The following is a 23475-nucleotide window of genomic DNA, read 5'->3' on the forward strand; positions in this document are numbered from 1 at the left end:
TTTTCTTCTTTTCCTTATCATAACCATATTTTTCTCCAACAATTAAATCTTACCCATAGAAATTTTACTAAATAATATTTATCATATAATTAAGGGAGAATCAATGAGATTTGTCACTTTAGAAGGGGGTTAAGTTATGAGAATATTACACACCTCTGACTGGCATCTTGGAAAGAACTTAGACGGTACCAAGAACAGCAGGTTGGAGGAACAGGAAAAGTTTTTGTTGGAATTTGCAGAGATTGTAGAGAAAAATGATATAGATATGATAATAATTGCAGGAGATATATATGATAACGGTAATCCGCCGGCTAAGGCAGAAAAGCTGTTTTATGAGACCTTAAAAAAAGTATCGGCCCAGGGGCAAAGGGCTGTGCTGATTATTGCCGGCAATCATGACAATCCTGAGAGGCTTATTGCAGCTGCACCTTTGGCTTCCGAGCATGGAATAGTGATGCTTGGCACACCAAAATCTATGGTTGAGGCAGGCAGGTACGGAAGTTTTGAAGTTGCTGCCTCCGGTGAAGGCTGGGTAGAGATACACCTAAAAGGAGAGAAGGTTGTAATAGCAGCCCTGCCCTATCCCAGTGAAAAAAGGCTCAGTGAAGTGTTTGTAGAGAAGGAGTCTGATGAGGACAGAAAGAAGAGTTATTCGGAAAAAATAGGGGAGCTCTTCCAGAAGCTCAGTGAAAACTATAGAGAAGATACCATAAATATAGCAGCATCACATATTTATGTTATTGGCAGTGACAGAAGTGATTCCGAGAGACAGATTGAGATAGGAGGATCTTTGGCTGTAGAGCCTTCAGCACTGCCTCAAAAAGCCCAGTATATTGCACTTGGACATCTCCATAGGCCGCAGAGGGTTAAGGGTACCACTCTAAAGGCCTACTACGCCGGCTCTCCAATTCAATACAGTAAGAGTGAAGTCGGATATGTCAAGTCCATGTACATGGTGGATGTAAAGGCAGGCAGTGAAGCGGTGGTTGAGGAAGTTTACCTGAGTAACTACAAGCCTATAGAAATATGGAAGTGCAAGAGCATCGAAGAAGGGGTTGAAATGTGCAAGGAGAACAGTGACAGGGATATATGGGTTTACCTAGAGGTAGAAACGGATGAGTATATCTCTCAAGAGTATATTAAGCAGATGCATGATTATAAAAAGGATATTGTGGAGATTGTACCTAAGATAAGGGGATTGGATGAGGAAGAGGAACATACCTACAATGTCGGTGAGAAGAGTATTGGCGAGCTCTTTAAAGAATTTTATTATGTTCAAAGAGGGGTTGAGCCTGCAGAAGAAATAATGGAGCTTTTCTCTGAACTGGCTTATGAAGCAGAAAGTGATGAAAGGGTGGTGGAGGAAGAATGAAGCCAAGGAAGCTGAAGATAAAAGGCTTAAACAGCTTTGTAGAAGAGCAGGTAATAGACTTTTCACAACTTACAGAGAAGGGACTCTTTGGTATCTTTGGACCAACGGGCAGCGGAAAGTCCACAGTACTGGACGCCATGACCATAGCCTTGTACGGCAGCATTGCAAGGGATACAAGAGAATTTATGAATACCAATTGCGATATGCTTTCTGTCAGCTATGAATTTGAGATCTTATATTCCGGACAGAGGAAAGTATACTGTGCGGAAAGAGTTTTAAATAGGGATAAAAACGGAAGCTATAAGTCAAAGCATGTAATATTAACAGAGCAGGATAAAGAGAACAGCAGGGTTGTTATTGCTGAAGGTGTAACGGATGTTAAGGAAAATGTAGAGAGAATACTTGGATTGACTTCAGAAGACTTTACCCGTTCCGTAGTGCTTCCTCAAGGCAAGTTTAGTGAATTTCTAAAGCTTACCGGCAAGGACAGGAGAAATATGCTGGAGAGGCTCTTTGGCTTAGAGAGGTTTGGTAAAAAACTCGGAGACAGAATAAAAGCCAGAAGGAAGGAATTGAATGACAGCCTAAATATAGTTATCGGCAGGGTTAAGACCTACGAGGAGCAGGGAATAAGCGAGGACAACTATAAGGAGCTCAAGGAACTGTATTCTGCCTTGGAGTCTAAGAGAGAAAACATAAGGCAGGAGAAAGAAAGGTTAGACAAGGAATATGAATTAAATAAGAATGTTTGGGAGCTGCAGCTGGAACTTGCGGAGTATGAAAATAAATATAAAGAGCTTAGTGAACAGGAATCTAAAATAGAAAGTAAGAGAGTGCAGCTTGCAGATGCTCAAAATGCATGGAAGGTTAAGCCTTACTTTGATGAGCTAAAGTCTACGGAATTTAAAGTTAGAGAAATAGAAGAAGAAATACAGAAAATTAGGCTGCAGTTGGATGCCAGTACAACTAAGCTTTCTGCTAAGGACAAAGAATATAAGTACTGGTATGAAAAGAAGGAAAAAGAACTGCCGGAATTGATTCAGAAAGAAGCTGATCTTACAAGGGCTATGGAAATATTAAGTAAGCTAAAGTTAATCGAAGTAGATAGACAGAGCCTACTAAAGGAATATAGTGAAAAGAATAAGGTACTTGCAGATACCAACAAGAAGATTGAGCTTTTCGATGAAAGGCTAAAAGCCTTGATTGCAGAGAGACAGCTTGGAGAAAAGAGACTAGAAGACTTAAACGTGGACCCTGCTTATAGGGATGATATAAACAAGTTGGCAAATTTACAACAGGAGCATATAAAGCTTAATAAGTCAATAAATGATCTAAAGTTAAGACTTCACACAAAAAAATCTTTAATAAGCAGTTTGGAGATTGAACTAAAAGAAGTTATTTTACAAAAGGATGAAAAGTTTAAGGAAATAGCTGTAACAGAGGAAAAGATGTGCCAAATAATGACTACTCCTCCGCCTGATAACAGCTTACTTTTCGAAAAAAAGGATAAGATTTTCAAATTAGAAAAGCTCATAGAGGAGTTACAGTCCTTTAAGGCTAAAAAGGAAGAGATAAATTCTGAACTTGCGGATATAGACAAAAAGCTGGAAGGTTTAAATACAGAACACGAGAGGCTGTTGTCAGAAAGTAAGTTTATTTCCGAGAACATAATATCCTTGGAAAAAGACATTGCTGAAGGGCAATTGAAACATGCTGCCTATACCTTGGCAATGGGTCTTAAGGAGGATCAGCCTTGTCCTGTTTGTGGATCAAAGCACCATCCTGCATTGGCCATAGAAGAGAATGATGCTTATTCAGAACTGATAAAGGAAAAAGAGACCATTGTAAAGAAACAGAAGGACTTAGAGGAAAGCATAAGAAAAATAGAAGTAGAAATTACTATGCAGAAGAAAAACAGGGATTATGTAGCAGCCTACTTAGAACCTCTTGAGAATCAGTACAGGGGCTTAGAACTTGAGTTGGCTGTAAGAGAAAAGGAAGGTGCAGAAAAGGAATTTGCAAGTATAAGTTCTTCCATAGAAAATTGGAATAAAAACAAGGATACCTTGGAAAAGCAGCTGACCCTGGTAAAGGAAAGCAAGGTTATGGTAGAACAAAAGGAAATCATGCTGACTGAAAAACTGAAGGCTGAAAAAACAGCCCTTTCAGAGATTTCTGCTGATATTAAAGATAATGAAGGCAAGCTGCAGCCAATAGTTGATGAAGTTAACAGACTAAAAGCCTTATATAAGGTGGAAGATGCAGATAAGCTTCAGAAGGAAATAAGAGATAAGGAAAAGGAAGGACGAGAAATTCAACTTAAGGTAAAGAAAATCAATGAAGAGATTACTGCTATTACAAATCACAGGGAAGAGCTTGTAAAGGCCAAGTCTTCTTTAGAGGTAGATATAGCAAGGATATTGGAAAGCGGTAAGGAAAAAAGGACTGTTATAGACAGGGAATATCAGTATATACAGCAGCTATCAGAAGGAAGAGATGTGCAGAAGTATGTAGAAGAAGTTACCACAAGCAAATCCGTACTCATTGAAGCTGAGGCTAAGGCCAGAAAGGAATACGAAAGCTGCAGTGAGGAGAATAGAAGGCTAAATGATACTCTTCTAAAGGAGACTACCAACGTTAACATATTGAGAATACAGGCTGCTGAGCAGAAGGAAAGACTTGAAGAACAGCTGAAGACCCATGGTTTTGGAGATGTAAGTATCATAGAGGAAAAGCTGCTTAGCCAAGAAGTTATGAAGGCCATGGAGGAACAAATTACATCCTTTGATAACAGCAGGAATAAAATAAAACTCAATATAGACAGAATCCACTTAAAAATTGGAGATAAGAGATTAAAAGAAGAAGAATGGAAGGCCCTAATCAGTCATAGGGAAGAAATAAACATTACCTTTGAGGAAAATATCAAGGAGATTGCAGCTGTTGCACACAGAATAAAAGAAATGGAGAGCAATTTGGCAGAGTATAAGTCCTTGCTGAAGAACAAAAAAGAGCTGGAGCATATTTATAGCAATATTGATGATATTGCAAAACTTGTGGAAGGAAATAAGTTTGTTGAGTTTGTTGCATTGAATCAGCTGAAATACATTTGTATTGAAGCATCTAAAAGACTGAAAAACATTACTGGCGGGAGATATGCACTGGAAATAGATGGCTCAGGCAACTTTATAATGCGTGATGACTTCAACGGAGGTTGCAGAAGGGCTACCGGAACCTTGTCCGGTGGAGAGACCTTCTTAACGTCACTTTGCCTGGCCCTGGCTCTGTCTTCACAAATACAGTTAAAGGGCAGTGCTCCTCTGGAATTCTTCTTCTTGGATGAGGGTTTTGGAACCTTGGACAATGATCTTCTGGATGTTGTAATGGATTCACTTGAAAGACTGCATTCTGACAGGCTTTGTGTGGGTATCATAAGCCATGTTGAAGAATTAAAGGCCAGAGTTCCGGTTAAACTTCTCGTTGATCCGCCCCGGCACGGAATAAGAGGTAGCAAAGTAAAGGTCGAATTAAGTTAAATAAAGTAATTAGATTTATTGAAATTTTTTGAAGGACTTTCCTGTAACATGTAGAATATATTTATGTGTTGGAAAAACATAGGAGTAAAGGCAATATTTCAACTTGATGTTTTTCGTGAGGGGTTATTATGGAAAGTAAAAGATCTTTTATTAATAGTGATGAAAAGTATCTTTTGAGTTTCGACACAAGTATTTTTGATATGATTAATGATGGTGTAATTATAAAAAGAGAGGACACCATTATCTTTTGTAATCCGTCAGCCAGGAAAATTCTTTATAAGCGTTGCAAAGCACGAATAGAAGGTATGAATATAAGTGAACTGATTACACCTACTTTCGATTACCAAAAGACATATGAAGAATATCTTGAAAAAACAAAAACTAATATAGAGGTGTTACCTACATCTATTACCTTTTATAGAAAATGTGATGGAAGAGAAATAGCCTTAGAATGTTCTAGTAGAAAGATATATTGCGAGGGTAATACCCTATACCTTGAAGTTATGAAGCCCTTATCTAAAGAAACTCAAGAAGAAATTTACAGATTGGAAAACGAAAAAACTAAGAAACTGCTGGCAGAGGCCCTTGAGTGCGATAGGATAAAAACAGAGTTTTTTGAAAATCTATCCCATGAATTCAGAACTCCTTTAAATGTGATTTTGGGCATCATACAGCTTCAAGATCACGTATATAAAAACAACGACTTTAACAATGTTATGAGTAATTATAAAAAGTATAATGAAATACTAAAACAAAATTGCTACAGGCTTGTGAGAATGATTAATAATGTATTGGATATGACCAAAATAGAATCCGGTTATATGATTCTAAATTTGAAGAATGCCAATATTGTCAATACCGTTGAGGATATAACCATGTCTGTGGTGGATTATGCCAAAAGTCTTGGTATAAGAATAATCTTTGATACAGATGTAGAAGAAAAGTATATGGCTTTTGATGCAGACAATATGGAAAGAATAATCTTAAATTTATTATCTAATGCTGTTAAATTTACTCCAGAGGGCAGATGCGTTTATGTAACAGTAAAAGATAAAGATGAAAATGTAGTGATTTCAATAAAAGATGAAGGCGAGGGAATTCCTCGTGAAAAGCAGAAATTCATGTTTAAAAGATTTATGCAAGGGCACAGTAATATGGAAAAGAAAAGAGCCGGTACCGGAATAGGCTTGTCTTTAGTTAAATCCCTTGTGGAGCTGCATGGCGGCAAGATAAGCTTTAAGAGTGAACTTGGAAAAGGCAGTGAATTTATCATAACCTTGCCGGTATATACGGTGGAAGAGAAGGAAAGTGGATCAGACTTCAAAATGCCCAGTCAAAATAATGTTGAAAGAGTATCCATAGAATTTTCTGACATATATAATTTAAATGTATAGTGAAAATAATATTTAAGGGCACAATTATACGAAAAAATCAAGTAGTATAATTGTGTCATATTTTCCACCTAAAAAAATTTGCAATTTTTTAACCTTTATGCTATATTATTTATGTTAATTATGCAGCGGTAGCTCAGTTGGATAGAGTAGCTGGCTACGAACCAGTTGGTCGGGGGTTCGAATCCTCTCCGCTGCACCATAAAGCATTGAAAATACAGGGTTTGCAGAAATGCAAGTCCTGTATTTTTTAATATCTACTGCTGGATTGCACAATATGTCCCATCTTGCTACAATATTTCTATTAAGTAGAGACATGAGTAACAAGGGGGGCAATTTAGTGAAGAGTAAGTATGGATGGTTAATTTATAACGGTGGCTTAATATCCCATAAATTTGAAGAGATAAATAACTGGTATAAAGAATCAGCAGCAAAGATGGGCATAGAATTAGAGTTATTAAAAAACAATGAAGTTTACAGCACAATTGAAAATAATTCTGCTACAGTAAAGCTTGAGAGGGTAAAAAAGGAACCGGATTTCATCTTGTTTATGGATAAGGATATAAGGTTGGCTAAACATCTGGAGCTATTGGGATATAAGCTTTTTAACAGTTCTAAGACAATTGAAAACTGTGATGATAAAATACTGACCTATCAAATTCTTGCTAATAATAATATAAAAATGCCAAAGACCATAATTTCTCCCATGATGTATAAAGGAACGGTAGAAACAGACACAGGATTTATAGATTTTATAGAGAGTGAATGCGGCTATCCCCTAGTAGTTAAAGAGGCCTTCGGCTCCTTTGGAGCACAAGTTTATTTAGTAAATAACAGGGAAGAACTGCTTGAAAAGAGAAGAGAACTGCTTTACATACCACATTTATATCAGGAATTTATAGAAACAAGTAAAGGCAGAGATGTTCGAATACATGTTGCTGGAGATAAGGTGGTGGCCTCTATGCTTAGGACCTCTGAAACGGATTTTAGGGCCAACATATCAAATGGGGGAAAGATGCAGCAATATGAACCGGATGACAAGTTTCAAGAATTGGCAATTAGGGCTTCAAAATTAGTAGGGGCAGATTTTTCAGGGGTAGATTTATTGTTTGGTGAAGATGAGGAGCCAATTATTTGTGAAGTTAATTCCAATGCTCACATTAAGAACATTTATCAGTGTACAGGCATAGATGTAGCTGAACATATTTTTGAATATATACTGTGGAGAATTTAAAATGAAGAGAGGACTTTTAATATATAACAGAGAAGATTACGGGAAAAATAGTTGGTTTGCCAATGAGTTTATTAAAAATGCCAGCTTATATGATATGTATATAGAGTTGGTGTTTACTGATGAAATATCCCTTGAAATTCAAAACAGTTCCTTTTCGGTAGATATAAATGGAAAAGAGGCTGATAACCCCACCTTTGTCATTAATAGAAGCAGGGACAGTATTATAGGGAAGCATTTTGAATTAATGGGATGTAGGGTTTTTAACTCATCCTTGGTAACCGAAATATGCAATAATAAGGCTAAAACTCATCAAATAGTAAACAGTAAGGGCATAAAATCAGTGAAAACCTTGTTGTGCAACAAGAAATATTTTAAAACAAACAATATTAACCTGAGTTATCCCATAATTATAAAGTCTGTAGATGGACATGGTGGAAGTGAAGTATACAAGTTAGATAATTTAGAACAATTGAATAATAAAGTATCGGAGTTAAAAAGGGATGAATTTATCTTACAGGAGCTTTGTTCTAACCCTGGGAAGGATATAAGGGTATTTGTACTTGGAAGAGAAATAATAGCAGCTGTGAAGAGATATTCAGATAAGGGCTTTAAAGCTAACTTTTCCTTGGGCGGCGAATCGGAGAAGTATAATTTAAACTCAGTGGAAGAGGAAACTGTCAGAAGCATAATAAGTATTTTAGACTTTGATTTTGTTGGCATAGACTTTATTTTAGATAATAAAAATAGGTTTCTATTTAACGAGATAGAGGATGTAGTTGGTACCAGAACACTATATAAGCACTATGATATAGATATTGTAAAGATGTATCTTGAACATATGCGGAAAAATATATAAATGTGATTCCTATACATAGTTAATTTGTTGACAAAGGCTAGAAAACAATGATATATTAAATTTGGGCCACGAAGGCTTCAAGTGTTATTATATTTAATTTATGTAATTCAAACCCACGAAGGGTTAAGTTTATTAAGCTTACCCATTGTGGGTTATTTTATTTGTAAAGGAGTGCTTATCATGCATATGTCAGACGCTTTGATTTCCGCCGCTGTTGGAGGTACCATGCTGGCTGCCACCGGAGGTATTTCTACCTATTCTGTTAAGAAGATACATAACGATATGGATGAAAAGAAAATTCCATTGATGGGGGTTATGGGGGCCTTTGTTTTTGCTGCTCAGATGATCAATTTTTCCATACCCGGTACAGGCTCCAGCGGCCATATTGGAGGTGGTATGCTGCTTGCAATATTATTGGGTCCTTATGCCGGCTTTTTAACCATGGCAGCTGTTTTGTTGATACAAGCCTTGTTCTTTGGGGATGGCGGACTACTGGCTTTTGGCTGCAATGTATTTAACCTGGGCTTTTACACATGTTTTATTGCCTACCCCTTGGTCTATAAAGGGTTTATCCGTAGAGGTTTTAAAGCTGAGAAAATATTCTTAGCTTCCATGATATCTGTGGTACTTGCACTTCAAATGGGGTCCTTCAGTGTAGTGCTTGAAACACTATTGTCAGGAAAGACTGAGCTGCCTTTTGGAACCTTTTTGATGTTAATGCAGCCAATTCATCTGGCTATTGGTATTGGTGAAGGGCTTATAACCGCAGCGGTAGTAACTTTTGTTTGGAGGTCAAGACCGGAGATTCTTGAAAAATCTGCTGCCGGTGAGGCCTTTGGTAATATTTCCATGAAGAAAGTTCTAACAGGACTAATGGTTTCAGTTATATTGATAGGGGGTGTACTCTCCTGGTTTGCTTCTACTAATCCTGATGGCTTGGAATGGTCCATGGAAAAAACTGCAGGGACTGCAGAGCTAGAAACTCCGGGTGGAATCCATGAAATCTTGTCTAAAATTCAGGACAAGATAGCATTTTTACCGGATTACAGCTTTAAGGCTGAGGTATCCGGAAATGAAGAGAAAGCGGAGCCTTCCGAAGCGGTATGGCCTGTCGTGGATGCCGGAACCAGTGTTTCAGGTATAGTGGGTGGAGTCATGACCCTAGGTTTGGTAGCACTTACAGGAGTGGCTATCAGCGCGGTTAAAAGAAAGAAAAGGAAGGTTTCGGCTTAATTATAACGGACAAACTTATAGAAGGATTTGATAAATATGGCTGACGTTATAAGCACTATACATAATATGAGGCTTATGGATGAACTGGCAAGTAAGGATACCTTTATACATAGGCTTCATCCACTGATAAAGCTGGTGACAACTTTGGTATATCTTACTTCCCTCATATCCATGGGACGGTATGAAGTTATGGGGCTTATCCCCTTTGCTTTATATCCCGTGTTAGTATTTTCACTGGCTGACCTACCGATGGCTCCCATTTTAAGAAGAATACTGCTGGTGGAGCCTCTTATTATCGGCATTGGAATACTAAATCCTATTTTTGATAACTATACTGTAATGCTTGGTGGAATTACTATCTCCAGAGGTTGGATTACATTTGTATCTATATTTATAAAGTGCGGATTGACGGTGACAGCAAGTATCCTCTTGGTAGCCACTACCGGAATGGATAAGTTAGCCGCTGCAATGCGTATGCTCCGTATTCCCAAGATATTTGTTTTGCAGCTGTTGTTGACCTACCGCTATATCTCAGTGCTCATGGAGGAAGTTTCAAGGATGCTGAGAGCTTACTTCTTAAGAGCTCCCCGCCAGAAAGGCATAGAAATGAAAGCATGGGGGGCTTTTGCGGGACAGCTTCTTCTGAGAACCCTGGACAGAGCACAAAGAGTTTATGAAGCTATGAGCTTACGGGGCTTTAACGGTGACATTAACCTAGGACGTATAGAGAAAACGGCCGTTAAAGACTATATATATTTGACCTTATGGTGTATATTTTTTATAATAGCAAGACTTTATAACATACCTATTATCATAGGTTCTTTGTTTACAGGAGTGATTTAATATATGAGCCATCACAAAATTGAAGTAAAATCTTTGCATTATTCCTATCCTGATGGATACGAGGCTATAAGGGACTTATCCTTTACAATACACCATGGTGAATCTGTGGGGATTATTGGAGCAAACGGTGCGGGAAAGTCCACCCTGCTTATGCTGCTTATGGGCCTTATATTTCCAAGTAAGGGGGAGGTGCTTGTAGGCGATATACGCCTTACAAAAAAGACCCTGCCTATGATACGTCAAAGATTAGGTATGGTTTTTCAAAATTCGGATGATCAGCTTTTTATGACTACTGTATATGATGATGTAGCCTTTGGACCGAGAAACTACAAGCTGGAAGAAGAGGAAGTTGAAAAAAGGGTAGTAAGGGCCTTGGACTTGGTGGGTATATCCCACTTAAAGCATAGGGCGCCTTTTAAACTCTCCGGTGGGGAAAAACGGGCTGCTGCTATTGCTTCTGTTTTGTCTATGGAGCCGGACGTGCTGATAATGGACGAGCCTACTGGTGGTTTAGACCCGAAATCAAGACGGAGACTTATAAAGTTATTAAATAGCTTTGAGCATACAAAGATAATAACCAGCCATGATTTAGATCTTGTACTGGATACCTGTAAAAGGGTTATTGTGATAAAAAACGGAGAGTTTGCTGCGGATGGTGAGGCTTCTGTAATCTTATCTGATGAAGAATTAATGCATGACTGTGGCTTGGAGCTTCCACTTTCAGTCCAGAATTGTAATCTATGTGGAAATGTGAAAGGTTAGACCAAATAATGTGAGGCTAAATATTACTTTTAGTATAAATACCTGATTAAATAAAGGAGTGGGACTTATGGAAATCAAAGTTGTGAGACAAATATTAGAATGGAACATAGACTGCAGTAATGAGGTTAAGGATATATTAAAGGAAAAGAATATCTATATGATAAATGTAATGGGATCTCCCGGGGCAGGAAAAACAAGTTTAATAGTAGAACTTATAAAGCAGTTGAGAGAAGAATTTAAAGTTGGTGTTATTGAGGGAGATATAGCAGGACAAATTGATGCTGAAAAAATCGACAGTTTAGGTATTCCTGTGGTTCAACTTAATACTGAAGGAGCATGTCATATAGAGGCTATGTCTATAAAAAATATTCTTGAATATTTTGACTTAGATAATTTAGATGTAATATTTATAGAGAATATAGGAAACTTGGTATGTCCGGCAGAATTTCAAATAGGTGAAGACCTGAGAGTATCAATACTCAGCGTGCCGGAAGGTGATGATAAGCCGGAAAAATATCCATTGATGTTCACCGAGACGGATACTCTGGTTATAAACAAGCAGGATATGATAAAGTATTTTGACTTTGATGATGACAGGGTAGAAAGGGTTACAAAGGGATACAATAACAATATAAGTGTATTTAAGGTGTCCTCAAAGAATGGGGAAGGGGTAGGAGAACTTGCCCAGTATCTTAAGGAAAAGATTAAGGCCAAATTGCAGGATGCAGTATAAGCTCAATATATAGTGAGGCTGTTGTTCAATAGTGAAAGTTAGTAGTACTTTTCTTCTATTGGCAACAGCCTTATTAATTTCCAGTTGTTTTTTTCTTAATACCTCAAAAGGATGCATGATGCTACCACACCGGCTCCAACAGTCCATAATATTATATAGTCACCACGTTGTAAATTATTGTTTTCTATAGATTCAGTAAGAGCTAAGAAGGGGCTTGTTACACCAGTGTACCCAAATTTGTTTCCTATGAAGGGGAATTTATCCTCTGGCTCCTCTAAGGCCTCTCTAATCATATCAACATTTTTCTTAGCAAACTGTGATAAGCAGTATAGTTTTACATCTGTCTTGGTTAAATTGTGCCTGGACAGTAACTTATTTATTGAGTCTACAGAGCTGGCAAAGGCATCATCTGTATTGAAATCTATCCATTCAATTATTCTATTATGCTTGTCTATATATTTTTCTGAAGGAAGAAATGTTGAAAATCCCTTGGGGGGGAAATTTATATAAGGGCTTAAGGAGCTGTCCACATAGGAGGTACTGTCTATAAAGTCGGATACACCATCTTCAACATTCTCCAACAGCATTGCGCAGGCAGACTCTCCAAAGTTGGCATAGGTGATTGCTTCAGTTGGCCTTGAGTATCTGACCAACTGATCGGAACCAACAATTAAGGCATATTTTATTGAATTATTACTTTTCATTACCCGGCAAACCTGATCCATGGCGATAATCATGCCGGCGCAGTTACCATTCATATCATAGGCATTGGCGTTTTTTCCCAGGCCCAGGGCCTCATGAATTTTTATGGAGTTAGTAGGCGATAGGTATTCTGGAGTTGAAGAAACAAATACAACTAAGTTTATATCCTGGACATTAATCTGGGCTTTATCAACTGTTTTCTGTGCAGCTTTTATAGCCATGGTTAAGGAGTTCTCGTAAAAGTCCTCAGAAATGTATCTCTGCTCTCTGCCGGTTACTGCCAAAAGGCCGGAAATGTCTATCCCTTGTTTTGAGAAATGTTCTAAAAAGTAGTCGTTAGAGAATTTTGATTTTGGATGATAATACTCAATTCTGTTTATCTTTACGTTCAATTTGCAACCTCCTTTATCAAATATATAGTTGTATTAAAATAATTGGTTTATGATTTGTTGGTTGAATTTAAAAACTTAAGGTTATTATAGCAAATTTATACAAGGAAGTATATATTTTTATTAAAATTGCTACAACATTAACGAAAAGTTGGTTGTTATTATAATAAATATTATAACATTTGCAGTTTAATATTATAAAGAAACATAAAGTGACAAAATATCACAAAAATATATAGAAAAATGTTGTTTTGTATGATAGAATAAAATAGTCATAATGAAAGAATATGGAACAAATGTGGATGGAGGGAATATTAATGGACTATAGGAAAAACATCGAGCTGAAAAATATGATACTGGCTGTAGGATTCTTATTATCAGTGATTATAAGAACGGTTTTTGATATTTTTCTAAAGACAGAATTTAAAACTATTATGGTGCTTATAATAGCGGCAATTCCCATATTGTTAATATATTGCATCTTAATAAAGAAAAAATATGTTATGGCTACTATGTACTTCTCAGTATTTGCTTATCCGTTTGCTATAATGATAATGTTTATATCAAATCCTTGCTGGGCAAACTTTATCTTAATCTATTATGGGGTTATATTGATAAGTGTGTATCAGGACTTAAGGGCCATGGTTATAAATGCGGTACTCAGTTCAGGTCTGTTGCTGTACTTCTTTATAAGTCAAAAAGTTACTTTATTTGCTTCAGTTTCATATAATGAGTTGGTGCTATACATATTATATGTGTTAGCAGGGTCAGCAGTTTTATCCGTAAATGCCTTTATGACAAAAAACATCTATAAGAAAATGGAAGAAAATTATAAGTTAACAGAAGAAGCTAAATCCAGAGCTGAAAGGTTATTAAGTAAAATATATGATGTGATAAAGAGATTGACTGTGGCAAATGAAAAGATAAAGGTTGGGATTTCTGCAACAGGTCAGATAACCGAGGAAATCATATCCTCCACCAGTGACGTTTCCGACAGAGCTACAAAGGAAGTTGATATAACCAATAGTATGAAGGAGTCAATTGCTGTTGGTGCAGAAAAGGTAAGTGAGGTTACAAGCGCTATCAGAACCATGGAAGAGTTATCCCTTTCTACTGAAAATGTAGTTTTAAACAGTGCTAATAAAGTAGACATCCTTTCTTCTGAGATGACCAAGGTTCACTCAGATATTAATGAAGTGGTAAATTTAATTAACCAGTTAAGTCAAGAAAATACAAAGATAGTACAGATAATCAATACTATAAACAATATTTCTGATCAGACCAACTTATTGGCCCTTAATGCATCCATTGAAGCTGCGAGAGCAGGAGAGCATGGAAGAGGTTTTGCGGTAGTTGCGGATGAAGTAAGAAAGCTGGCAGAAAACTCAAAGCTTTATACTGATCAGGTAGAAGCAATATTAAATAATATATCTAATAAAACAAAGGCTGTAGCCGATGAAGTGTTAAAAGAACAGAAGTCTATTGAGGTATGTAACAAACATACAAAGGATGTTAAAAAACTATTTGAAGATATTAATAAAAATACTTCAAAAGTATTGAGTCACTCAAAAAATGTTAATTTACAATCCATGGTATTGGAGAATTCAATAAAAGACACTTTACATTCAGTAAATGATATCAGTGAGAACGTAGAAACTACGGCTGCAGCCATGGAAGAGATCTTTGCAGCCATTGATGAACTTAGCAGCAGCATTAGTGAAATAACTTCCAGTTATAATGAGATTGATGATATATGTAAAGAACTAAATTCAGTAGAGTAGCCGGTAAATACCGGCTATTTTCATTATGTTGAGAAGGTATTTTAATATATTGAGATGAAAATTAAGCTGTACTTTGCAATAATAATCGAAAAATGACGATAAAATAACTTAAGTCTTCAATAATTAGTTTTGGATATTGGGAAGGATAAAAAACTTTCTTGTCGAATGTATCAATTGATGTATTATCTCTATTTTATATATAAGGGTTAAAAGCAGTGATTGTGGTAGGTGAGAAAATGACAGAAAAAAAGAAGAAATTACATGTTTATGATTTGGTTCCCGGTATGGTTGTAGCTAACGATATAAAGTCTAATGGTAAGGTGCTTATTGGTAAGGGCGTTCCTGTAACAGAATATGCTATAAAAAAACTCAAAGAACATTATATTTTTAATAAAATTGAGGTCTACTATGAGGAAGACGATGAGGAAACAGAAAACAGTGAGCGTCAAAAGATAAAAACTGTTGAGCAAATAGAAGAAAGGTTTAATGAACTAACCTTTGACGTAGAAAAAGTTTTAGAGAATGTGGACAATTTGCGTATCTCCGGCATTGATGAGGTGAGACGGTTCGCTGCCAAAATTCAAGGGGAGTTAAAGTCCACAAGTTCTGTAGTAAAGAACATAGTACTCTATGGCAGCGGAAGCGATACTATATATAGACATGGTGTAAATGTAACCGCTCTCAGTACAATTCTTGGAAAATGGATAGGGTTAAGCGGATCCCAGCTAAACCTTCTGACCTATGCTGCAATTTTACATGATATTGGTAAGACAAAAATAGATAAAAATATTTTAGATAAGCCTGATAGATTGACCAGCAAAGAATATAATGAAGTAAAGATGCATCCTACAATAGGATATAATTTAATAAAAGAAGTACCTTTCTTAGATATTTCTGTATGCTATGGAGTATTAATGCATCACGAGAGATGTGATGGGTCGGGTTATCCTCTAGGACTTACCGGTGACAAAATACATCAGTTTGCAAAAATCATTGCCATAGCTGATGTTTTTGATGCTGTAAATTCTGATAGAGGGTATAAAAAAAGTAAAGGTCCCTTTGAAGCTCTTGAAATAATAAAGAAAGAAAGCTTAGGAAGGTTGGATTATGAGTACTGCAATGTTTTCCTAAACCATGTGGTTAACTACTACATGGGAGAAAATGTAATGCTGAATACTAAAAAGATTTGTAAAATAATCCAAGTTGATGTAAATGATTTAGCTAGACCACTTTTGTTGGATGACACCGGTTTTATAGATTTAAAACAACATAAGGACTTGGTTGTTGAGAAGCTAGTGCTGTAAAAAAATTTTTTAACATTAGAACAAATATGTCGAATTACTATATTATATAGTAGGACGATTTTATAGTTTTTAGTTTACATGTAAAAAATGATGAACATTTACGATTCTGCAGATACTGCTGGAATCTACAAAGTGGAGGTGTATACTTATGTTGAGTTATGCACTATTGATGGCACTGCTTTCCGGAAATGATAACAAGGATATTAAGACAATACTGATAATAGGTATAATTTTAGCTATATTACTAAATAAAAATAAGGCTCCAAGGCGTATAAGAAGGGCACGAGGTAGACGCGCTAGGAGGATATTGGCTGCAAGGGAAGCTGAGATAGACAGGAGAAGAGAGAGTACTTTTGAGAAGATTCAAGATTACCTTCCCATCGTAACACAGGTGTTAGAGCTGTTAATAACAAATTGTTTGAACAAAAATAATCAGCAGCAAAACACAAATTACGAAGAGGATAATTATGAATCTGATCAAGGTTATGATGATTCTATAAATAGAGACCAACAAGAGGATAGTTCACAATCCGCTGAAGAAGGAAAAAAGGTTGTGAACTCTGAAAAAGGATCTTATGTTGCTGAAGATGATTCTGTAAACTTGGCAGATTATGATATAACAAAGATTATAAAGGATATTTTTCATGGCGATAATGTAACCTTGGCACTGACAAATGGTCAGACTGTCAGCGGTGAAGTTGTTGGTGAATATAAAGGGGTTCTAATTTTAAGAAATTCGGGCAAACTAAATTATATAAGAGGAGAAGCCATTTCCGGCTTTTCATAGAAATAAAATTGATAAAATGTTAAATTTAAAGGTGATAAATTATCAAATTAATTTATCACCTCTGGTTTTTTATGGGGTTTTAATAAATTTATTAATGAAAAAGAATTTAACAGTTATCTTATATTCTTTTACCTATTTTTTCGCCAAAGTTTACTTTAGTTTCAAAACCAAGCTTTGACTGCTGCAAAATATCTTCATCAATTTTGATCTTATCCTTCTGAAGAAACATAATTACAGTGGAGCCGCCAAATTTAAAATATCCCTTTTCATCACCCTTAGAGACCCTAACCCCAGGCTCATAGGTTTGAATGATGGATCCAACGAAGGTAGCACCTACCTCCAGATATAAGATATCCCCAAAATTATCAGATTTAAAGACACTCCATTCTCTTTTGTTTTCGCAAAAGAGTTTTTCTTTTTTGTTAAGAGCTACCGGATTAACAGAATAATAGCTGCCCTTTAATTTTTTTGTATGGCTGCAAGTACCGCTGTCTACAAAATGAAAACGGTGATAGTCTGTAGGACACAACCTTAATATCATGCAAATGCCTTTATCAAAGGTATCATATAGTTCAGAGGTTCCCAGCAGTTCTTTAAAGCTATAAGTAAGGCCTTTTACCTGAACGAGGTTATCTAAATCAATGTTATCATACACTGTAAGTCTGCCATCTCCGGCAGATATAAAGGAACTTTCATTTAAGTCAATTGGGCGTCCCTCTTTTGTGATCTTCCTTATAAAGAAGTCATTAAAGTTCTTAAAATTACCATCCTTATTTTCACAAACAGACATATCAATATCAAATTGACTTATAAATTTTGGAACCTTTCTGGCGCTTAGTCTGCTATCACAATATCTGCCAAACAAAGCAGAAAGAAATTTCTTCTTTACAAGCAGTTCTAAGATAGTCATGCCTATTGGAGAAGAATAAATCCAATTAAGATACCTATCACCTGCAACTTTCTCAGTCTCATATTTACCGGTTTTTCTATTGTAGTATTGAATCATAGAATCTTCTCCTTGTCTCTTAGGTTTATTGAATATAAACATTATAATATAATACTGAGAAAATAGAAAGAAAGTTTGATGTAATATGGTAAAGAGGAAGGTTGCTTATTTTTCCCTCATAAAATCTGTTATAGAAAAGTGTTGGTACTAAGTTTTATAAACTTAAAATGAATTAATGTTTTTCTAATGTATTTCTAATGTTACTCTAAATGGGATTTAATTTTCCGTCTATATAATAAAAACATCAAAGGAAACAAACACAGTATTGAAATATGGGAGGAATAAAAATGAATGTAACTTTAGAAATGATCGATATGTTAAGACAGAGAGCAAATGTTAGCTATGAGGAAGCAAAAACTGCCTTGGAAGCTTGTGGTGGAGATATGGTAGAAGCCCTGGTATATCTTGAAAGAAACAATAAGATAAAAACCACTAACTATAATAGCCCAGAATGTGGCTTTATTAATTCCGTTAAGCGCCTAATAAAGAAGGGACAGGAGACCAGGTTTCTTATGACTAAACAGGATAAGATAGTAATCAATGTACCGGTTAATGTGGTGGTTTTAACTACAATATTTGCTGCACCGGTGACTATAGCTGGAGTTGCAGTTGGACTGTTTACAAATCATAGAATAAAGTTTATAAAGCCTGATGGCGGAAACATGGAGATAAATAAAGTCCTTGATAAGATGTCTGCTGCAGTAGCTACCATGAATACAACTAATGAGATAGTTCAGAAGTAATTGATTATAAAGGGTATTAAATCCTTCAAATATTGAAAAGTTGAAGTCCGTGCATTGCGCGGATTTTTTTATACCCTTTTTTAATTATTCTTGACAGCTCTGCCACCGGGAGAAGGCATGTGGAAGGTATGATTATTGAATAAGTTGAGTTATAATCTTGCATAAAAACCTGTATTAATTTATAATAAAATATATTTATTAGTATATTTTGAAATTTGAAAGATATTGGGGTTTCAAAAATTAAAATTAAAGGTGGGGCTAGGTAATGGAAAAGATTAAAATGAACGTGCCATTGGTAGAAATGGACGGAGATGAAATGACCAGAATCATCTGGAAGATGATTAAGGATGTACTGCTAGAGCCGTATATAGAGCTTAAGACAGAGTACTATGACTTAGGACTTCAGCACAGAGATGAAACCAATGATCAGGTAACCATTGATGCTGCAAATGCTATTAAGAAGTATGGGGTTGGGGTAAAGTGTGCAACCATAACTCCTAATGCTGCCAGAGTGAAGGAATACAACCTAAAGGAGATGTGGAAGAGTCCAAACGGAACTATTAGAGCAATCCTTGACGGTACAGTTTTCAGAACTCCTATTATCGTGGACAGCATAAAGCCTTTCGTTAAAACTTGGACTAAGCCTATTACAGTAGCAAGACACGCTTATGGTGATGTATATAAAAATACAGAATATAAGGTTGAAGGACCGGGAAAGGTAGAATTGGTATATACTGCCGAGGATGGTACTGTTACAAAGCAGCTGGTTCACGACTTTAAGGGACCTGGGGTTGTTATGGGAATGCACAACCTTGACGCTTCCATAGAAAGCTTTGCAAGGGCCTGCTTCAACTATGCCCTTGATTTAAAGCAGGATTTATGGTTCGCTTCCAAGGATACAATTTCAAAGATATATGATCATAGATTCAAGGATATATTCCAGGAAATATATGATGCAGAATACAAGGAAAAGTTTGAAGCTGCAGGCATTGAATATTTCTATACACTGATCGATGATGCAGTAGCTAGGGTTGTAAAATCTGAAGGCGGATTTATATGGGCTTGCAAAAACTACGATGGTGATGTAATGTCAGACTTGGTTGCAACAGCTTTCGGCAGCCTTGCAATGATGACTTCAGTGCTTGTTTCTCCTGAAGGCTACTACGAGTATGAAGCAGCTCATGGAACGGTTCAAAGACACTACTATCAGCACCTTGAAGGTAAGACTACCTCAACAAACTCCATGGCAACCCTTTTTGCTTGGACAGGAGCTCTAAGAAAAAGAGGTGAGCTGGATAGTATTACTGATTTGGTAGCTTTTGCAGATAAGCTGGAGGCAGCAGCTATAAGAACCATAGAAGAAGGCGTAATGACAAAAGAATTAGCTCTTCTTTCAGAAGTTGAAAACAAAACATTAGTAAACACAGAAGAATTTCTCTATGAAATTAAGAAGAGATTAGAAGCTGCACTGTAATAAATAAACACAAAGGTCCGGGGCATAATTTGGTTCCGGACCTTTTATAATTCACATCTTTCCTGACCTAAGAATACTTATTAATATCCACAAAGACATCAATCCGGATATGATAAAACCGGAAACTCCGATTATAGACATTCCGCGGTATTTGCCCCCTACACTTGAATCAATAATAAGTGAGGACCCAATTATTAAAGAGGAAACAAGTATAGTAGAGGCTAAGCGGTTTACCATTCTGTTTAAGGAGCTTATGGGCTTTTCAAGGTTTCTATGTTCAAATTGTATCTTGGACCTTCCCCTGAGGATACTGTCCGATAGTTCCAGCAGCTTGGAAGGCAATTTTGAAGAATCGTTGGAAAAACGGAGTGCCTTTATAGCGAAGTCTTCAAAGCTGATATCTTTAAGCCAGCTTTTTCGGGTATTGGCTTTTACATAGGGAATGGCCACATCAAGAAGACTTATATCAGGAGCAATTTTTGCCACAACTCCCTCAGCTATAACCATTGTCTTAGCTAATAGAGTAAGTTCCTTGGGCATTCTTATATTGTTTCTGATGGACAGGTCAAATACCTCCTGCAGAACCAAGGAAACCTTTATATTCCGCAGGGAAGTTGAAAGATAACTTGAAAGTAAATACTCTATATCATCGTATAATTGGTTTCTGTCAACATATCCCGTTCTTGTACCTATAGACAACAATACAGAAATGAGTTTATTTATGTCTTCGAATACAATGGATATCATAATCTCATTAAGAGCACTTCTAAGGGAATCGGATAGTTCACCCATTATACCGAAATCAATAAAGCAAAGCTTGTTGCCTTTGATGAGTATATTTCCCGGATGAGGATCACCATGGAAAAAGCCATCCTCAAAGACTTGCTTGAAAAAGGATAGTGCAAGATTTTTACCAAGCTCATTTAAGTTTATTTTCTCTGACCGCAGCTTGCCGATATCTGAGATTTTAATACCTTCTATCTTTTCCATGGTCACTATTTTCTTTGAGCACATCTCCTTTACAACAAAGGGGGTGTACATAAAGCTTACATCCTTATTGAGGTTGCAGAATTTCTCTATGTTTTTAGCCTCCAGCTCAAAGTTAAGTTCTCTTTCCGTTGAAGCAAGAATTTCATCAAGAGCCTCCTTGGGATCTATTAGAAAATCTTTAAATCTTGCCTTTGTCATGTTAAGTATTCTGCTGAGAATTGCAAGATCCATACGCATCTTCTCTTGAATATGGGGTCGCTGTACTTTTACGATTACTTCCCTACCATCCTTTAATACAGCCCTATGTACTTGAGCTATAGAGGCAGAGGCGAGGGGATTCTCATCAAAATGTAGAAATAGGGACTTCACATCTTGAGAGAACTCCTCTATAAAGACTTTATCTATGGCATCAAAGTTTTCTGGCGGTACAGAGTCTTGAAGCTTTGAAAGCTCCTCTATATACGCCAAAGGTAAAATATCAGGACGTGTACTTAAAATCTGACCAATTTTAATAAAGGTAGGACCCAGGGCCTCAAAAGCTTTTCTTAAATTTGCGGGGGATTTTTCCCCCTTATTGAGTTTTGTATCTACAAGATACCCAAAGCCATAAGAGGCCATTATCTTTACTATTTCTCTAAAACGTTGGCCGGAATTTTTATACACCATAATATCACCTTCAAAAAATTACACTACAATGGCCTTTACTTCTCTTCGAAGTTCATCGGTAGTAGGATTTTTTTTCTTCTCCTTAATAAAGTTCTCTGCAATCTGTGGGAACAGGATATAAGAAAGCACGTCTTCATTACTGCTTGTGATATCCTTTAGTTCTTCCTTGGTTTTATTAAATATAGGCTCTAGGGTATCGGCAAATCTGCCTGTAATTGGCTTATCTTCACCTAAGGCCTTTTCCATTAAGTCAGGATTTATCTGACCTGGGGCCTTTCCATATTCACCTCTGCAGTAAGCCTTTACTTCCTTGAGAATCATCTTATATCTCTCACCGGTAAGGATATTTACTGTAGCTTGAGTTCCCACCATTTGGCTCATAGGAGTTACCAGGGGTGGATAGCCAAGGTCCTCTCTTACCCTTGGAACTTCAGCAAGCACTTCATCCAACTTATCTATAGAGTTTTGAGCTTTAAGTTGTGAGATCATATTGGACAGCATACCGCCGGGGATCTGGTAAGTTAAGGCTTCTGGCTGTGGGGTCAATACTTTGGAATCCAATTCACCAGTCTTGGTAAAATGTTCTCTGACAGGCTTAAAGAAGTCGTTAATTTTCTTCAATAGCTTACCGTTCACACCTGTAGAGAAACCAGCTGCTTCTAAAGAGTAATGCATTGATTCTGTGGGAGGCTGTGATGTTCCACTTGAAAAGGCTGAAATTGCACAGTCTATTCCGTCCACACCGGCTTCTGCTGCTTTCAGGTAGGCCATCTCTGCCAAGCCGTTAGTGGAATGAGAGTGGAGATATATCGGTAGTTTTACAGCCTCCTTTATGGATTTAACCAACTCATAAGCGGTCTGAGGCATTATAAGCCCAGCCATGTCTTTTATGCATATAGAATCTGCCCCCATATTTTCTAATTCTTTTGACAATTTAATATAGTTCTCAATGTTGTGAATAGGGCTTACAGTATATACGATACACCCTTGTGCATGGGCACCCTGTTTCTTGGTTTCATCAATGGCAACCTCTATATTTCTATAGTCATTTAAGGCATCGAAAATTCTTAAGATATCTATTCCGTTATATACTGCTAATTTGATAAAGTTTCTTACCACATCATCAGGATAATGTTTATAGCCCAGGAGGTTTTGACCTCTTAAAAGCATCTGAAGAGGAGTCTTTGTAACTATTCTCTTAATATTCCTTAATCTATCCCAAGGGTCTTCATTAAGATATCTTATGCATGAATCAAAGGTGGCTCCACCCCAACATTCCAAAGAATGATATCCTGCATCGTCCAGGTCTCTCAGAATAGGAGCAAACTGCTCGAAAGCCATTCTTGTTGCTATCAAGGATTGGTTTGCATCTCTCAAAACTGTTTCGGTTATATGTATATTTTTCATTAGCTCACCTCAATTTACTAGTATATTACATTAATATTCTAGCATAAAGGGGGTAAGAAGTGATAAATAAAATTTTGAACAAGCACCCTGTTGACTTTAAAGTAAGTTTATACTAAAATAAATAGGTATCGTGAGTTTCCGTAGCTCAGTAGGATAGAGCGTTCGCCTCCTAAGCGAAAGGCCGTGGGTTCGATTCCCGCCGGGAACACTGATAAAAGCCTGTAATCTGATTTGGATTACAGGCTTTTTAGTTTTTTGAAAAAATGCTG

The 23475-nt window shown here is 36.7% G+C and carries 18 protein-coding genes and 2 tRNA genes; 16 read left to right on the plus strand and 4 right to left on the minus strand.

Going from position 1 to position 23475, the window contains the following annotated elements:
- Positions 1-136: 136 nt before the first annotated feature.
- The 10 genes from FHY60_RS00250 (at position 137) to hypB (ending at position 11957) form a co-directional block, all read left to right on the plus strand.
- Positions 137-1372, plus strand: coding sequence for an exonuclease SbcCD subunit D (locus FHY60_RS00250; RefSeq protein WP_139902083.1), 1236 nt, complete (start codon positions 137-139; stop codon positions 1370-1372).
- Entirely contained in the window at positions 1369-4905 is a 3537-nt protein-coding gene (locus tag FHY60_RS00255; protein ID WP_139902085.1) for an AAA family ATPase, read from the plus strand. The genes FHY60_RS00250 and FHY60_RS00255 overlap by 4 nt, the downstream gene beginning before the upstream one ends.
- Before the next feature lie 128 nt (positions 4906-5033).
- Positions 5034-6299: a sensor histidine kinase gene (locus tag FHY60_RS00260; RefSeq protein WP_139902086.1), complete on the plus strand. Its 1266-nt coding sequence runs from the start codon at positions 5034-5036 to the stop codon at positions 6297-6299.
- A 122-nt stretch (positions 6300-6421) separates the two neighbouring features.
- Positions 6422-6498 (plus strand) — tRNA-Arg (locus FHY60_RS00265).
- A 138-nt stretch (positions 6499-6636) separates the two neighbouring features.
- On the plus strand, positions 6637-7530 hold the full coding sequence (locus FHY60_RS00270; protein WP_139902088.1) for an ATP-grasp domain-containing protein: 894 nt from the start codon (positions 6637-6639) through the stop codon (positions 7528-7530).
- Position 7531: 1 nt separating this feature from the next.
- Complete coding sequence (locus FHY60_RS00275; RefSeq protein WP_139902090.1) at positions 7532-8386, plus strand: ATP-grasp domain-containing protein; 855 nt, start codon at positions 7532-7534, stop codon at positions 8384-8386.
- A 180-nt stretch (positions 8387-8566) separates the two neighbouring features.
- Positions 8567-9619, plus strand: coding sequence for an energy-coupling factor ABC transporter permease (locus FHY60_RS00280; protein WP_139902092.1), 1053 nt, complete (start codon positions 8567-8569; stop codon positions 9617-9619).
- 36 nt (positions 9620-9655) lie between these two features.
- Positions 9656-10462 (plus strand): cobalt ECF transporter T component CbiQ, encoded by an 807-nt coding sequence (gene cbiQ, locus FHY60_RS00285; protein WP_139902093.1) that lies wholly within the window; start codon positions 9656-9658, stop codon positions 10460-10462.
- A gap of 3 nt (positions 10463-10465) precedes the next feature.
- A complete protein-coding gene (locus FHY60_RS00290; RefSeq protein WP_139902095.1) occupies positions 10466-11224 on the plus strand; it encodes an energy-coupling factor ABC transporter ATP-binding protein in 759 nt (252 codons plus the stop codon).
- 67 nt (positions 11225-11291) lie between these two features.
- Positions 11292-11957 (plus strand): hydrogenase nickel incorporation protein HypB, encoded by a 666-nt coding sequence (gene hypB / locus FHY60_RS00295; RefSeq protein WP_139902097.1) that lies wholly within the window; start codon positions 11292-11294, stop codon positions 11955-11957.
- A gap of 95 nt (positions 11958-12052) precedes the next feature.
- Here the strand turns inward: hypB and FHY60_RS00300 are convergent, their stop codons facing one another.
- Positions 12053-13051 (minus strand): ketoacyl-ACP synthase III, encoded by a 999-nt coding sequence (locus tag FHY60_RS00300; protein ID WP_139902099.1) that lies wholly within the window; start codon positions 13049-13051, stop codon positions 12053-12055.
- A gap of 314 nt (positions 13052-13365) precedes the next feature.
- Between FHY60_RS00300 and FHY60_RS00305 the strand changes: the two genes are divergently transcribed.
- The 3 genes from FHY60_RS00305 (at position 13366) to FHY60_RS00315 (ending at position 16920) form a co-directional block, all read left to right on the plus strand.
- A complete protein-coding gene (locus tag FHY60_RS00305) occupies positions 13366-14829 on the plus strand; it encodes a methyl-accepting chemotaxis protein (protein WP_139902101.1) in 1464 nt (487 codons plus the stop codon).
- A 236-nt stretch (positions 14830-15065) separates the two neighbouring features.
- Positions 15066-16133 (plus strand): HD-GYP domain-containing protein, encoded by a 1068-nt coding sequence (locus FHY60_RS00310; RefSeq protein ID WP_139902103.1) that lies wholly within the window; start codon positions 15066-15068, stop codon positions 16131-16133.
- Between the two features lie 148 nt (positions 16134-16281).
- Complete coding sequence (locus tag FHY60_RS00315; RefSeq protein ID WP_139902105.1) at positions 16282-16920, plus strand: hypothetical protein; 639 nt, start codon at positions 16282-16284, stop codon at positions 16918-16920.
- A gap of 118 nt (positions 16921-17038) precedes the next feature.
- Here the strand turns inward: FHY60_RS00315 and FHY60_RS00320 are convergent, their stop codons facing one another.
- Positions 17039-17926 carry a phosphatidylserine decarboxylase gene (locus tag FHY60_RS00320; RefSeq protein ID WP_139902106.1) on the minus strand — a complete coding sequence of 296 codons (888 nt, stop codon included), beginning with the start codon at positions 17924-17926 and terminating at the stop codon, positions 17039-17041.
- A gap of 287 nt (positions 17927-18213) precedes the next feature.
- On the opposite strand from FHY60_RS00320, the gene FHY60_RS00325 reads away from it, so the two are divergent.
- Entirely contained in the window at positions 18214-18669 is a 456-nt protein-coding gene (locus FHY60_RS00325; RefSeq protein WP_139902108.1) for a DUF4342 domain-containing protein, read from the plus strand.
- A 265-nt stretch (positions 18670-18934) separates the two neighbouring features.
- Entirely contained in the window at positions 18935-20143 is a 1209-nt protein-coding gene (locus FHY60_RS00330; RefSeq protein ID WP_139902110.1) for an NADP-dependent isocitrate dehydrogenase, read from the plus strand.
- Between the two features lie 51 nt (positions 20144-20194).
- On the opposite strand, the gene FHY60_RS00335 is transcribed toward FHY60_RS00330, so the two are convergent.
- On the minus strand, positions 20195-21796 hold the full coding sequence (locus FHY60_RS00335; protein ID WP_139906246.1) for an ABC1 kinase family protein: 1602 nt from the start codon (positions 21794-21796) through the stop codon (positions 20195-20197).
- A 21-nt stretch (positions 21797-21817) separates the two neighbouring features.
- The gene (locus tag FHY60_RS00340; RefSeq protein ID WP_139902112.1) at positions 21818-23206 is read right to left on the minus strand and encodes an oxaloacetate decarboxylase subunit alpha; all 1389 of its coding nucleotides are present in this window, start codon (positions 23204-23206) and stop codon (positions 21818-21820) included.
- A 134-nt stretch (positions 23207-23340) separates the two neighbouring features.
- On the opposite strand from FHY60_RS00340, the gene FHY60_RS00345 reads away from it, so the two are divergent.
- Positions 23341-23414 (plus strand) — tRNA-Arg (locus FHY60_RS00345).
- Positions 23415-23475: the final 61 nt, after the last annotated feature.

Origin of the sequence: Clostridium thermarum (assembly GCF_006351925.1) — a bacterium.
In the GTDB taxonomy this organism is placed as follows: Bacteria; Bacillota; Clostridia; order Clostridiales; family Clostridiaceae; genus Clostridium_AU; species Clostridium_AU thermarum.

What these genes read in the sequence shown, in the direction of transcription:
- FHY60_RS00250 (WP_139902083.1), top strand. Translation starts at nt 137, where the DNA reads ATGAGAATATTACACACCTCTGACTGGCATCTTGGAAAGAACTTAGAC.
- FHY60_RS00255 (WP_139902085.1), top strand. Translation starts at nt 1,369, where the DNA reads ATGAAGCCAAGGAAGCTGAAGATAAAAGGCTTAAACAGCTTTGTAGAA.
- FHY60_RS00260 (WP_139902086.1), top strand. Translation starts at nt 5,034, where the DNA reads ATGGAAAGTAAAAGATCTTTTATTAATAGTGATGAAAAGTATCTTTTG.
- FHY60_RS00275 (WP_139902090.1), top strand. Translation starts at nt 7,532, where the DNA reads ATGAAGAGAGGACTTTTAATATATAACAGAGAAGATTACGGGAAAAAT.
- FHY60_RS00280 (WP_139902092.1), top strand. Translation starts at nt 8,567, where the DNA reads ATGCATATGTCAGACGCTTTGATTTCCGCCGCTGTTGGAGGTACCATG.
- cbiQ (WP_139902093.1), top strand. Translation starts at nt 9,656, where the DNA reads ATGGCTGACGTTATAAGCACTATACATAATATGAGGCTTATGGATGAA.
- FHY60_RS00290 (WP_139902095.1), top strand. Translation starts at nt 10,466, where the DNA reads ATGAGCCATCACAAAATTGAAGTAAAATCTTTGCATTATTCCTATCCT.
- hypB (WP_139902097.1), top strand. Translation starts at nt 11,292, where the DNA reads ATGGAAATCAAAGTTGTGAGACAAATATTAGAATGGAACATAGACTGC.
- FHY60_RS00305 (WP_139902101.1), top strand. Translation starts at nt 13,366, where the DNA reads ATGGACTATAGGAAAAACATCGAGCTGAAAAATATGATACTGGCTGTA.
- FHY60_RS00310 (WP_139902103.1), top strand. Translation starts at nt 15,066, where the DNA reads ATGACAGAAAAAAAGAAGAAATTACATGTTTATGATTTGGTTCCCGGT.
- FHY60_RS00315 (WP_139902105.1), top strand. Translation starts at nt 16,282, where the DNA reads ATGTTGAGTTATGCACTATTGATGGCACTGCTTTCCGGAAATGATAAC.
- FHY60_RS00320 (WP_139902106.1), bottom strand. Translation starts at nt 17,926, where the DNA reads ATGATTCAATACTACAATAGAAAAACCGGTAAATATGAGACTGAGAAA.
- FHY60_RS00325 (WP_139902108.1), top strand. Translation starts at nt 18,214, where the DNA reads ATGAATGTAACTTTAGAAATGATCGATATGTTAAGACAGAGAGCAAAT.
- FHY60_RS00330 (WP_139902110.1), top strand. Translation starts at nt 18,935, where the DNA reads ATGGAAAAGATTAAAATGAACGTGCCATTGGTAGAAATGGACGGAGAT.
- FHY60_RS00340 (WP_139902112.1), bottom strand. Translation starts at nt 23,206, where the DNA reads ATGAAAAATATACATATAACCGAAACAGTTTTGAGAGATGCAAACCAA.